Origin of the sequence: Acinetobacter sp. YH12152, assembly GCF_013418285.1 — a bacterium.
In the GTDB taxonomy this organism is placed as follows: Bacteria; Pseudomonadota; Gammaproteobacteria; order Pseudomonadales; family Moraxellaceae; genus Acinetobacter; species Acinetobacter amyesii.
This window is the reverse complement of sequence record NZ_VPCH01000025.1, coordinates 38,896-51,373: the sequence shown is the minus strand read 5'-3', so window position 1 is coordinate 51,373 and position 12,478 is coordinate 38,896. Positions and strand designations below refer to the sequence as shown.

General features: G+C 41.2%; 14 protein-coding genes and 1 pseudogene. 10 read left to right on the top strand and 5 right to left on the bottom strand.

Annotated features, from left to right (window positions below; all coding sequences use genetic code 11):
• The 6 genes and pseudogenes from FTU83_RS09800 to FTU83_RS09775 all read left to right on the top strand — a co-directional run.
• A pseudogene (locus tag FTU83_RS09800) lies at positions 1 to 117 on the top strand (transposase); the annotation flags it as partial.
• The gene (locus FTU83_RS09795) at positions 117 to 308 is read left to right on the top strand and encodes a hypothetical protein (RefSeq protein WP_218945798.1); all 192 of its coding nucleotides are present in this window, start codon (positions 117 to 119) and stop codon (positions 306 to 308) included. The pseudogene FTU83_RS09800 and the gene FTU83_RS09795, both read left to right, overlap by 1 nt.
• The gene (locus tag FTU83_RS09790) at positions 268 to 630 is read left to right on the top strand and encodes a tetratricopeptide repeat protein (RefSeq protein WP_180106263.1); all 363 of its coding nucleotides are present in this window, start codon (positions 268 to 270) and stop codon (positions 628 to 630) included. The genes FTU83_RS09795 and FTU83_RS09790 overlap by 41 nt, the downstream gene beginning before the upstream one ends.
• Positions 631 to 1,012: 382 nt before the next feature.
• Entirely contained in the window at positions 1,013 to 2,221 is a 1,209-nt protein-coding gene (locus FTU83_RS09785; RefSeq protein WP_180106265.1) for an FAD-dependent oxidoreductase, read from the top strand.
• The gene (locus tag FTU83_RS09780) at positions 2,218 to 3,462 is read left to right on the top strand and encodes an FAD-dependent monooxygenase (RefSeq protein WP_180106267.1); all 1,245 of its coding nucleotides are present in this window, start codon (positions 2,218 to 2,220) and stop codon (positions 3,460 to 3,462) included. The genes FTU83_RS09785 and FTU83_RS09780 overlap by 4 nt, the downstream gene beginning before the upstream one ends.
• Positions 3,463 to 3,636: 174 nt before the next feature.
• Complete coding sequence (locus FTU83_RS09775; protein WP_078189169.1) at positions 3,637 to 3,885, top strand: hypothetical protein; 249 nt, start codon at positions 3,637 to 3,639, stop codon at positions 3,883 to 3,885.
• Between the two features lie 114 nt (positions 3,886 to 3,999).
• Here FTU83_RS09775 and FTU83_RS09770 read toward each other — a convergent pair whose 3' ends face one another.
• Together FTU83_RS09770 and rsmI are read right to left on the bottom strand one after the other, a co-directional pair.
• The gene (locus FTU83_RS09770) at positions 4,000 to 4,422 is read right to left on the bottom strand and encodes a hypothetical protein (RefSeq protein WP_180004161.1); all 423 of its coding nucleotides are present in this window, start codon (positions 4,420 to 4,422) and stop codon (positions 4,000 to 4,002) included.
• 105 nt (positions 4,423 to 4,527) lie between these two features.
• The gene (gene rsmI / locus FTU83_RS09765; RefSeq protein ID WP_078189168.1) at positions 4,528 to 5,370 is read right to left on the bottom strand and encodes a 16S rRNA (cytidine(1402)-2'-O)-methyltransferase; all 843 of its coding nucleotides are present in this window, start codon (positions 5,368 to 5,370) and stop codon (positions 4,528 to 4,530) included.
• Between the two features lie 10 nt (positions 5,371 to 5,380).
• On the opposite strand from rsmI, the gene FTU83_RS09760 reads away from it, so the two are divergent.
• Genes FTU83_RS09760 through FTU83_RS09745 form a run of 4 tightly spaced genes read left to right on the top strand, consistent with a single transcriptional unit; the run spans position 5,381 to position 8,436 of the window.
• Positions 5,381 to 6,325 (top strand): penicillin-binding protein activator, encoded by a 945-nt coding sequence (locus FTU83_RS09760; RefSeq protein WP_180106269.1) that lies wholly within the window; start codon positions 5,381 to 5,383, stop codon positions 6,323 to 6,325.
• Positions 6,326 to 6,371: 46 nt separating this feature from the next.
• Positions 6,372 to 6,779: a YraN family protein gene (locus FTU83_RS09755; protein WP_180106304.1), complete on the top strand. Its 408-nt coding sequence runs from the start codon at positions 6,372 to 6,374 to the stop codon at positions 6,777 to 6,779.
• A gap of 60 nt (positions 6,780 to 6,839) precedes the next feature.
• Positions 6,840 to 7,538, top strand: coding sequence for a BON domain-containing protein (locus tag FTU83_RS09750; RefSeq protein ID WP_078192932.1), 699 nt, complete (start codon positions 6,840 to 6,842; stop codon positions 7,536 to 7,538).
• Between the two features lie 25 nt (positions 7,539 to 7,563).
• Positions 7,564 to 8,436 carry an alpha/beta hydrolase gene (locus tag FTU83_RS09745; protein WP_180106271.1) on the top strand — a complete coding sequence of 291 codons (873 nt, stop codon included), beginning with the start codon at positions 7,564 to 7,566 and terminating at the stop codon, positions 8,434 to 8,436.
• Between the two features lie 86 nt (positions 8,437 to 8,522).
• Here FTU83_RS09745 and nudC read toward each other — a convergent pair whose 3' ends face one another.
• From nudC to dnaQ, 3 genes are all read right to left on the bottom strand, one after another.
• Complete coding sequence (gene nudC / locus FTU83_RS09740) at positions 8,523 to 9,296, bottom strand: NAD(+) diphosphatase (protein WP_180085800.1); 774 nt, start codon at positions 9,294 to 9,296, stop codon at positions 8,523 to 8,525.
• Entirely contained in the window at positions 9,296 to 10,942 is a 1,647-nt protein-coding gene (locus tag FTU83_RS09735; protein WP_180106273.1) for a chemotaxis protein, read from the bottom strand. Before FTU83_RS09735 ends, nudC begins: the two co-directional genes overlap by 1 nt.
• Positions 10,943 to 11,070: 128 nt before the next feature.
• Entirely contained in the window at positions 11,071 to 12,474 is a 1,404-nt protein-coding gene (gene dnaQ / locus FTU83_RS09730; RefSeq protein WP_180106275.1) for a DNA polymerase III subunit epsilon, read from the bottom strand.
• Between the last annotated feature and the right edge of the window lie 4 nt (positions 12,475 to 12,478).

The following is a 12,478-nucleotide window of genomic DNA, read 5'->3' as shown; positions in this document are numbered from 1 at the left end:
TGGAAGCAGATGAAATATTATTGGCGAGATTTTCAAGTCATGACAGCTGATAAAATAGAGCAATGGGTGGAGAAAGTATCAAACCAATTCGGAAAAGAATACATGTTTACTTTTTAATGACAACTTATGATGATTATTTAAGTTTAGCATCAAGAGGGGATATTGCAGCCCAAATTAAATTGGGTGAAATGTATGAAATGGGATGCGGCGTCGAAAAAAATGATTTAACAGCACAAGGATGGTATCAAAAAGCGGTTGATCAAGGGGATGCTGAAGTTAGCAGCGCTGTTGTTCAAAAAACCATGTAAAACAGAGGTTCATATTGCTTTAGATCTACTGAATCAGTCAGTGGAAAAGGGAAATATAAACGCAAGAACGGCCCTTGCTGAAATATATGAAAAGGGCGAAATTCTTGATCAAGATTATAATCTAGCTATGAACTTGTACAAGCAATCGGCAAAACAAGGCTGTGCAATTGCCCCCTATAAAATTGGTTTAATGTATGAGCTGGGTAATGGTGTAAATCTAGACTTAAAGATAGCAAAGCGCTGGTATCACCAAGCGGCGAATGCTTTTAATCAAGATGCAGAAATTCGATTACAGAAATTAATCCAGTATTTTAATGCTTAACTTCCTAAGCACCTTATTTAAATTACTGATGTTACTGCGTAACATCAGTTAGGCAGAATAACAAGGCACTTTTTATGAAGGGCGATGTGAATCATTTGAATGAGGAAGCTGATGCTTGAAATTAAAATGATCTGTGGTTGAGCCGGAAATTTAATCGGCTCAGTCATTTTTATTGTGATTTTAAGTGATTCGCTATTTTTTGAGATGAATATTTACGGCGAGAGATGATTTATTTTGTATTTATTCAGTGCAAATACCCGCAACAAATTTGTATTTCATTATAAAAAATCATGCCCTTGATGTAAGATAAAATCCATTACAGATTATATGTATTTCGAGTGAATTTCCTAAATTCGAATACTTGATAAAAAAGGAAGTAAGCATGCAGCAAGAAGTCATCATTGTCGGTGGTGGTATGGTCGGTTTAAGTCTGGCACTCATGTTGGCCAAAGCCAAAATTGGCGTAAAACTTTTAGAAGCCATTAAATACCCAAATTATGATGATGCAAACCTTGCGCCTTATCACTCTAGTTTTGATGCGCGAAACAGCGCCTTGTCACGCCGTACGGTGCAGATTTATCAAGAACTTGGCCTGTGGAGTGCTTTGCAGGAGCACGCCACGCCTATCTTAGAAGTGAATATTACAGAGCAAGGCAGTTTTGGTAAGGCACGACTCAAAGCAGAACAAGAAAAAGTCGAAAGCTTTGGACAAGTTATTGAAAATGCATGGCTCGGCCGTGTGTTGCTCACAGAAGTCAAAAAAGAACCGCTGATTGAATTGATTGATGGCGTACAAGTGACTTCACTGACGCAAGATGCAGACTTTGCATATATAGAAGCACAGCGTGCTGAAGAACAGCTCAAGCTGCAATCTAAAATCGTGATCGCAGCAGATGGTCGTGACTCATTCTGCCGTAAAGCCTTAGGTATTGGTGCATCGGTGCATGACTATGACCAAGTGGCGATTGTCACTACGGTGCAAACCTCTAAACCACATGGACATGTCGGTTTCGAGCGCTTTAGTCCGCTCGGTCCGTTAGCGCTGTTGCCACTTCCGGGTGAATACCGCCGTTCAGTGGTTTGGCCAGTGCCTAAAGGAACTGAAGGCGAGTGGATGGGTGATGAAAATGATCAGCATTTTTTAGATGCCTTACAAGAAACTTATGGCGACCGTGCAGGTAAATTCCAAAAAACGGGTAAACGTTTCAGCTTCCCATTGTCCCAAGTGCTTGCAGAAAAACAAGCTGTCGGCCGTGTAGTGCTGATGGGCAATGCAGCGCATACCATTCATCCAGTGGCGGGTCAGGGTTTTAACTTATGTATGCGCGATGCCTATGTACTGCGTCGTTATTTAACAGAGCAAGTTGAAAAAAATGCCGATTTGGGTGATGCAGCTATGTTGCTTGATTATGAAAAATCGCGCCTGACCGATCAGCAGCGGGTGATTAAATTCTGTGATTCAGTTGTTCGTGGTTTTAGCAACCAGAACCCATTTTTAAAATTGATTCGCAATACTGGATTAGTTGCCTTTGATACCATTCCGGGGATTAAGCCTTTGGTCGCGAATTATGCAATGGGGCTAAAAGCATGAGTTTAAATCAAACAAATGTACTGGATGCCGTGATTGTCGGCGGCGGCTTGGTCGGTGGCTTAACGGCATTGCTGCTGGCGCAAGGCGGTGTGCAGGCTACGGTATTGGATGCGGCACCTATTTTGGATGCAGAAAAAACCAAAAGTGTTGCGAATCCTCGAGTTTTGGCGCTCAGTCAAGCCACCATTCATTTACTCAAGACTGTGGGTGTTTGGGAAAAGCTTGCCCGTCAGCAGCCTTATACTGGTATGCAGGTGTGGAATAAAAATGGCTATGGAGAAATCAATTTTGGTCATGTGGCAGAGCAAACACCATCAGTTGAGCAAGCTTTAGGTTCAATGGTTGAACCAAGTGTATTGAATTTAGCCATTCAAGAAAAAATGCTAGAACAGCTTGAAGACTACCGAACCCAAGTTAAGGTCAGTCGAGTTGAGCGTGGCGTTGGTGTGTGGATCATTCACCTCGCAGATGGTACCCAGCTCAAAACAAAACTGGTGATAGGTGCAGATGGTGCAAACTCATTTGTCCGTGAGCAAGCTTTCATCGATCTAGATGTATTGGACTATAAGCAAGCCGGTGTGAGCTGTGCAATTAAAACCTCCCAACCGCATCAGCATTTAGCACGTCAAATTTTCTTAGAAACTGGCCCTTTAGCATTTTTGCCGATGGCGAGTCTGAAAAAAGAAGAAAGCGGTTATTGGCAATCGATTGTGTGGACCTTACCAGATGATTATGCCGATGAATATGTGGCTTTATCCGATGTTGAATTTACTGCGTTGCTCACTCGAGAAAGCCATCACATGCTCGGCGAAGTCTTAGAAGCAACGCCACGTGCTAAATTTCCATTGAAGGCACGAGCTGCACAGCAATATGTTCATGATGGTCTAGCGCTGATTGGAGATGCTGCCCATGTGATTCATCCACTTGCAGGACAAGGCGTGAATATTGGCTGTTTAGATGCAGCAGTGCTTTGCGATGTGCTTTTGACCGATAAAAAACGGGGTGTGTGGGCACATGAACAAAGTTTGAAGCGCTATGAGCACCGCCGTAAAGGGCAAAACGATGCCATGATGCATAGTATGTCCGCGATTGGTTGGTTAGAAACTACCACTTTTTCACCTGTGGTGTGGGCGCGAAACTTTGGTTTAAAACAAGTGGAAAATCAGACAGTTCTAAAAGATGCGTTTATGGCTCAAGCCAATGGTCTGAGTATTCTAAAAGATACAATCTACGCAGCTTAGGTCAAAGTCAGATATTTTTTAGACAGTTGTATAAACAAGGTTACGATTTTGATTAAAAAAGATACGATTTTTTGATTGTGGGTACTAGTCGAAATGCTCAGAGATTGCTAAATTTCTGTTAATTTAAAACCAGCCATTCGCTGGCAAACAGAAGTCATTCGCGGGGAGAACACAATGACTGATATGAATGATTATGATGATCCAGAAGATTCAGTAGTTGATGAAGATGAAGCACAAGCAGCTGAAAAAGGTGCAGGTGACGCAGCTGATTCTGCCTCTGATGGTGACACCTCTGAAGCTGAAACATTAACAGTGACAGCAAAACTAAAACAACGTCAGGCGCTTGAAGATGAAGTTGCTGCGTTCTTAGCGCGTGGTGGTCGTATTACCGAAGTCCCTCCAGACGAATCGGCAAAAGATTAAAAATGAAAAAACACCACGTCATGTGGTGTTTTTTTTGCTTCATTCGCTTGTGCGAGGCTGAAGGTCATTCATTTTTAAACTAAGCATGTTTAGTTATGACGTTGTGTAGTTATTTTAAGTCGTCTTTGGCTTCATATATTTACGACTGATCGCGTAAATAGGATAGAACACAAAATGCAGTAATAGCAAAAACATACAATTAATAATAAATGCAGCAATATACGGCGGTGCATGCATGGCCGCCACAGCAGCGACAAAAGATTGAAAAAGTAATACCGCACTCAAAATGACATAAGCCCAATAGCGATGCCTATCCCAAAATTGGCTCAGTTTGAGTAAATTACCGACTACAAAATAGAGGGAACAATATCCACAGACCATCGTAATCGCGCTATGATCGGCCGTCATTTGCTCGCCACTAATATAGTGCGGATAGGGTTGAATGCCAGTATAAATAATATGTGCAAGAGCCGTGAGCCAAACCAGATTAAAGAGAATGAACACCAGCGGTTTTTTGACAGACAGATTTATGGACATGTTATAAGCAACTTTTTTTCATTCTATTTAAATTATTGTATGGGATAGCTTATAGAACCCGTAGGTCCCATAAGCGGTTCAAATTAAAAATAAAAAAAATTAAGCTTAATCGTTCGCTTGGGTTAACTCTAAAGCACGTTGATAGGCCACTTTCTTTTTAATCCCAGTTAAATCAGCAGCCAACTGAGAGGCAGCTTTAACGGACAAGTCTTGAAGTAAACGCGTCAACAATTTGTCTAACTTTTCTTGCTCTAGGTCTTTTTCTTCGGTCGCACCACCAATCACTAAAACGATTTCGCCTTTTTGCTGATTATGATCAGATTCGACAAAATGAACCAATTCACCTAAAGACATTTTTTTAATGGTTTCAAATGTTTTGGTAATTTCACGTGCAAAGCCCACGGGACGATCGGCACCAAAGACATTCGACATATCTTTTAGGCAGTCCACAATACGGTGCGGCGCTTCATAAATAATCATGGTTTGAGTTTCGTCTTTCAGTTTTTCCAGTGCTAAAAGACGTTGTGACTGTTTAGACGGTAAAAAGCCTTCGAAACTAAAACGGTCACTGGGTAGGCCGACAGCACTGAGAGCTGCAATGGCAGCACAGGCACCCGGCACAGGAATGACACGAATATTTTTTTCTTGTGCAGCACGAACCAATTTAAAGCCGGGGTCACTGATCAAGGGCGTACCTGCATCACTAATTAGCGCCATATTTTCACCTTTTTCGAGGCGTTCAATGAGCTGGTCTATTTTGTTGCTTTCGTTATGGTCGTGGCAGGCGGTTAAAGGCGTATTGATACTAAAATGTTTAAGTAATTGTGCTGAAGTTCGTGTATCCTCGGCGGCAATAATTTTAACCGACTTCAATACCTCAATTGCACGATAACTAATATCATCTAAGTGCCCGATTGGAGTTGCAACAACAAATAACTGAGCACTCATAGGTTTCTCCATGTTGGATAATAAGAACAAAATTTTGGGTCTTTGCCTTTTAAGCAGTCTGTTTACTGCTGCACAGGCAGACGTCTTGGTCATTCTACCTGAATCTGGCCCTATGGCGCGAGCCGCATCCAGTATTAAGCAAGGTTTCAATAGCGCATATCAATCATCAGACTACAAAGTACCCATTAAGTTTGTGGATTCAAATCAAAAGCAAATTGCAGCGATATTGAAGCAACAGGTCAATAAAAAAACTCAATTGGTGATTGGTCCTTTAGCACGTCAAGATGTAGAAGCACTAGTTAAAGCCAAGCCGAAAGTCCGTGTGTTGGCTTTGAATGAAACTACCAGCCAAATTCCCAATGTTTGGCAGTACAGTTTATCGAAACGGGATGATGCCCTAGCACTCCAAAAAGTCTTCGAAAAAGACAAATTAGCGCAAGTGTTAGTGTTACGTCAGCCTGCAACTGAGGCAGAACATGAATTATTGCTCATGTCCTTAATCAGCCAAAGTTCAGTGCCGATTCAAGTGGTTGAACAGCTCCCAACGAAGCTGGACAAAAATCAAGGGGTGCTGTTGCTGGGCAATAATGAATGGTTAAACAGTCAAAAAAAACTACCTAAAGCAAAACTATATACCGTTGCCAATGCGATTGAAGCCACAAAGCCCATTCCTGTAGGGCTGAAATTTTGTGATGCACCTGCATTGCATGACGCGCGTTGGCCTGACCTGATCCGAGCTTATGAGGAAAACCCAGTAGATATGCCATATCAACGTCTTTTAGCTTTTGGCGGAGACACATGGCATATCGCAAAACAATATTTGCAAGAACCGAAATTAAAAAGCATTGAGTTTCAGGGGCGAACAGGGCTAATCAAAATTAGTCAAAACAATATTCAGCGCGTTCCTCACTGCTATGAGCGAAGTAAAAAAGGCATCGTAGCGATCTCACCTTAGGGATGAAACGATGCAGCTAAACTTAGAGCAGATGAATTTGGGACAGATGAATCTGGGGCAGTGGGCAGAACAGCAAGCGCTGCGTTTGGTTGAGCAGCAAGGCTATGTACAGGTGCAACAGAATTATCATAGTCGTTATGGTGAAATTGATTTGATCGTTGCACGTGGTCAAGAATTGGTGTTTATTGAAGTTAAAGCCCGTTCGAATACCCGCTATGCCCAAGCCATCGAAAGTATCTCTATTCACAAACAACGTAAGATGATGAAGACTGCGTTGCATTTTTTAAATGAACAGTCACATTTTCAAAATTATTATTGTCGCTTTGATGCAATTTGTTTTGATTTTTATCAACACTTTGCAAAAACACTACAGCAAGACTTTTCTAAATACCCGTATCATCAGCAATGGATTGAAAATGCTTTTACTTTTGATCAAGAGTTGATTAATCTTTGATAAAACAAACTGTGTAAACGCATAGAAAAATACGTGTGGAAATTTGAGGAGTCGTGCTGAGTGGTTAAGCGTATTGCAATAACGATGCTTTGTGTCGCAAGTTTATCTGGCTGTGCGAGTTTTATTTCGAATGGAACAGGATCAGCACCTGTAGGAACTGAAAGCGGCGCACGCTCATTGGGACAAGTTTTTATTGACTCTTCCATTGTTCGAACAGCAAAAATTAACTTATATAAATTAGATACTCGTTTTAAACAGTCACGTGTCAATATTGAAAGTTTTCATGGCAATGTCTTATTGACTGGGCAAGTGCCAGATAATCATTTAAAAGAATTGGCAGAAGAAAATGTCCGTTCAATGAGTGATGTCAAAACTGTACATAACTATATTACAGTGGGTAATCAGATCAGCTATAGCACCATCATGCAAGATACTGCGGTCACTGCGAATACCCGTGGTTTGATTATGAAAGCGCCTGTGGTATCTGACAGCAAAGTACACATTCATACTGAAGATGCTGTTCTTTATGTGATGGGCCGTTTAAACAGTGCGGAAATCACAGACTTAAATCAAATCTTGCAACAAGTGGGTAATGTAACGCGAATTGTCACTTTAATCGATAATATTGATCAGAACCCAAATCCACAGGCACGTTCAATTAACTCAAGTTACACCACACCTGCTGTAGGTAATGTGCAACCTGAAGTACAAACGCCTGTAGCGATAGATCCGGATGCTGTCGATCCAAATGCTCAATAAAATGTCGGAAATGATGCTGTAAAATATGAATCAATGGTCTCTGCGGCTTCAGCAAAAAATGGATTTGGCTAAATCTATATACCGAAATTTTCGGTTATATGATTTTGGCAGTTATGCATTAAATCGACTGACACCCAAACAAGGATATCATGTTCAAAACAATATCCCTTATGGTCTAAAAGCGCGCCATCGCCTAGATTTGTATCGCACGTCAGCACCTCGTCAGCAACGTCCACTCATCGTGTTTGTACATGGTGGAGCGTGGATGCATGGTGACAAAAAGGACTATGGATTCATTGGTGAAGCTTTTGCCAAAGAAGGCTTCGATGTTGCTGTCATTAATTACCATCTCGCACCTGAATATATTTTTCCGGCTTCAATTGATGATCTTAGCCTTGCATTAAACTATTTGACGCAGTCTCAGCATAAGTTGCAGATTGAAGTGGAAAATGTGGTGTTAATGGGACATTCGGCAGGGGCATTTAATGTCATGTCTGCACTGTATCATCCGACGCCTTATCAGCTACAAGTGAAAGAGAATATTCGTGCAATTGTGGGATTGGCAGGGCCATATCATTTTGATTATAAGGGTGATCCGATTTGTGCAGATGCCTTTGATCAAAATGTACCGTATCAACAAGTGATGCCGTATTATTTTGTTGAGCACAATCAAGTGAAGCATTATCTATTCACTGCGGATAAAGACAATATCGTTGGCCATAGCAATAGTGAAGATTTTGATCGTCGATTAAAAGCCTCAGGCAACCATAGTCAATTGATTCAAATCCCTCGTGTTGGGCACATCACGATGATTGGTTCAGTTTCGAGTCTATTTAGTCGCTTCTTTAAAACCAAAGCTGAAATCATGCGTGTACTCGATGAAATTAGTCCACCTTAATGTCTTTGGTTAAATGATTGAAAATAAAAAAACCGCCAAGTATGGCGGTTTTTTTATTGCATGATTTATTTACTAAAAATAGCTACTTATAACCATGCTTCGGTGTCATCTGCAACAGCAGACCCATGGATGACATGCATAATCATCGAATGGGCGATACTTCCTTTGAATGGAATTTCAGGTAATGCATCAAATTTAAAGAAAGCCGCATCACTTATTTCTTCTTCTTGTAATTGAAGTTCACCTGAAGCATATTCTGCTTTAAATGCGATCATTAAATTACTTGGGAAGGGCCAAGGTTGGCTTGCCAGATATTGAATATTTTTGACCTTCAGCCCAACTTCTTCTTCAGTTTCACGACGAACCGCTTCTTCTAAAGTTTCACCGACTTCAACAAAACCTGCGATCAGCCCATACATTGCCCGGACATTTTTCGCATTTTTAGCCAATAAGATTTCATCTTCACCACGGGTAATGACGGTAATGACACAGGGGTTTACACGAGGGTATTGGTGATAACCGCAAGCAGGGCAAACCATGGCATATTCTGTGGCGTGGACTTGAGTTGCTGTACCACAGTGGCTACAAAATTTATGATTACGGCGCCATTCTAAGAGTTGAATAGCACGGCTGGCTTGTTCAAATTGCTGTACATTCCAAAGTTGTAGAAGCTGGCGAATAGGAATGAGTTGTAAGCCATCAGGAATTGGCTCATTTTCAAGTAGATCACGGGCAATCACTTGATCACCCGTGCCAATATTTAAATCACTTGCGAGTTGCTCAACTTCGGGAAGTTGAAAGTTTTCATCGACCAGCAATTGCTGTTGTTTGAAGATATACGCAAGTGACAATTTAGACATTAGGCTGCTGCTGATTTCAGTTTTTCGCTACTGTCCAATGCTACCTTAAACATGCCCTGTAAAACAGGTTGTTTGTTCTTTAAATTGTCAATCAACATATCTGCGCTTGCCAATGAATCTAATGCTTGATTCACTTCATTTGCTTCAATCGCAGTTGAAGACTCAACTCGTTTCAAAATGAATTGAGCTGTTGAATTCAGCGCATTTTGAGCCGCATCTGCATTGAGGAACAACATCGCACCACCAATTTCACGGAATTGAGTTGCAGTCGCTTCAAGTTGTGTCAAATCTTGGTTTTGTAAATACTGAACCAAAGATTGGCTAGCAGCATCAATTAAAACCTTGGTCTCATTTAACAGAGCAGCGTGTGCTTCATCTAAACGGTCGAGTGAAATATTCATATTATTCACACGAAGTTGTAAGCGGCTAGAAGTGTGATGACGCTCAAGCACACCAATCGAGTTCATGGCAGACAAGATATTGTTCATCAACTGCTGGGCAAAGCTTTCATCTTGTAAAATCTCAGCATTACCTAATGACGCAGCTTGACGCGACAGGTCGTTATACGCTTCATTTAAGTTCAAGACTTTGAAAATATTTGCCAATTCGTTCAATTTCGCTTGAAGTTCTTGGGTTTTTTCAGGCGTCATATTTTGATAGTTAAATTCAATATCATTACGAATTTGCGTCATTTCAGTCGTAACCAATTCACCAATGGTATGCATGGTTTCGAAGTCAGGACCATATAAATGACGACTGAAAACTTGCAATTGGGTGTCGGTAAGAAGGTCTTCACCGATATTTAATTTGCCACGAATATGATGAGAAATGTCATCTTCTTGGCTAATGTTTAGACTTAAGACATTGGCTAAATCAGAAATGGATGCTTTAAAGCGTTCAGTTCCTGCAAAATATTGAGCCATATTGCGTTCAATGCTTACCAAGGTACGTAAGCGAGCATCGGTAATTAAGATTTGATCAATTTGATTAAACGCAACAAAAACCAAGTTCCAATATTGTTTGCTTGGATGTTTGTCTGAAAGACCTGCTAAATACGCACCGACCAATTTAATCGCTTGCAGATCCAGCTCAGTTTCTTCTTGTTTAATCAATTTATTCAACGCCAACTTATACAGACGGTGAACGTATTTTGATTTTTCAAGTGCAGGAGCTTGAGGTAGGTCAAAGTCAGGAGTAATACAATCGAGTAGGGACTCAATGTGTTGGCCTTCCGACGTTAGAGGTTTACCTAAAGATAGTTCTAGACGATTAAGACTGTCCAGCAGGAATTGTGGAATTTTAACTTCACGTAGGCAGATAAATTCGATATAGCGTTTCAGCATGGTCGTGCCTTCGCTCAGTGCGATGACCTCTTGAGTGTTAATTTGCGCAGGATTCCCCATGATCTTGCGCATTAACTCTGCTGAATATTGAGCGATTTTTGCCAAACTTGGCATATCAACTAAAGCTAGTACTTGAGCACATTGTTCAAATTGAATCAGTGCATCATCAATCCCGAAAGGTAAAGTTTGATCTTCAACTAAGGTGCTGACTGCTGATTCGACTAACTTGATTGAGTTATCAACCTCATTTTTTATTATCAGCAAAGCCGTTGGATCAAAATGGATAGAGGTTTGGTAAGACATGTATCTGCACCTTTCCTAGATGTTTTATCTTGTTTATTAACCGCCCCTTAAGGCGGTCCATGTTTATGGTTTTACTATAGCGTATGTAAGAATTGTTTATATACAAAAAGTAACACGAAATTTAGATTTTATTTCGCAAAAAGGCAAGGTGTACCATGTTTTTCTTCAAATTGTTTGACCCATGTCTCATGGGCTTCAAGTTCATCGGCTGAAGGTAAAATCACTGGTAATTCTATTTCAACAGCGGCGCGGGTTTGCGAACCATCTTCATTTTGCGAGTGGGTCAGGGCATCGATATCAAAGGATACCTGACCACCCGTCATTGCTAGGTATACGTCAGACAGAATTTCCGCATCGAGTAAGGCACCATGGAAGGTACGGTCACGTTGTGGAATTTCGTAACGACGCACTAATGCATCGAGTGAGTTTTTCTGGCCTGGATGCTTGGCTTTGGCCATAGCCAAGGTATCGGTGACTTCGCAAACTTCAGATAAGGCCACAAAACCGGCACGTTTGAACTCCATATCAAGGAAGTTCATATCGAAGGTTGCGTTATGCGCAATGATTTCTGCGCCTTTTAGATAGTCAAATAAGACATCAGCAATTTCAGCATACAGTGGTTTATCTTTTAGAAAGTCATCACTGATTCCGTGAATATTTTCAGATTCACCGACAGGTTTTTGCGGGTTGATATAAATATGAATTGAGCTACCGGTCAGTTTGCGGTTAATCATTTCCACTGCACCGACTTCAATAATACGGTCGCCATCTTGGAAATAGAAACCTGTGGTTTCCGTATCCAAAATTAATTGTCGTGGGCCAGATACATCAACTGTTGCTGGTGTAATGACAATCATTGGATGGATTTCAGCAGCTTGCTTAGACTGTATAGGGGCAGCTTCATTCAACGTTGATGCCGTGTTTATTGCTTGTTGTTCTATCGTAATGTCATCAATCTGCTCTGCGTCAATAGCTGACTCGGCTGAGATTTCTTCTGCTTCATCCTCGCTATCAGCAAATTCAAGTCCAAATGGATCATTTAATAGCCAGTCAGGTTCAGCTTTTTTTTTATGTACTTCAGCTGTAGATGATGCCGCTTGTTTGATGTGTTCGAGGGTTTTTTCAGCGCCTAGATTGGCCAATTGATCAGCCATTTCATTTCCCGGATGGCCTGCATGTCCTTTAATCCAGTTCCATTCAATTTCCCGACCCTGACAAGTTGCATCCAGTAATTTCCACAGATCTGGATTTTTAACATCTTTCCAGTTTTTCTTTTTCCAACCATGAATCCATTCGGTAATGCCTTGTTTGACATAGTTAGAGTCTGTCCAAATGATCAGTTTTGCATCGGACGGACAGTGTTGAATGCCTTCAATTGCAGCAGTCAATTCCATACGGTTATTGGTGGTTTCAGCTTCGCCGCCGCAGAGTTTTTCTTCTCCAGTTTCACGGATGATATAGGCCCCCCAACCCCCTAAGCCAGGGTTGCCTTTACATGCACCATCAACATAAAGCGTGATTGTTTGAGACATAAAT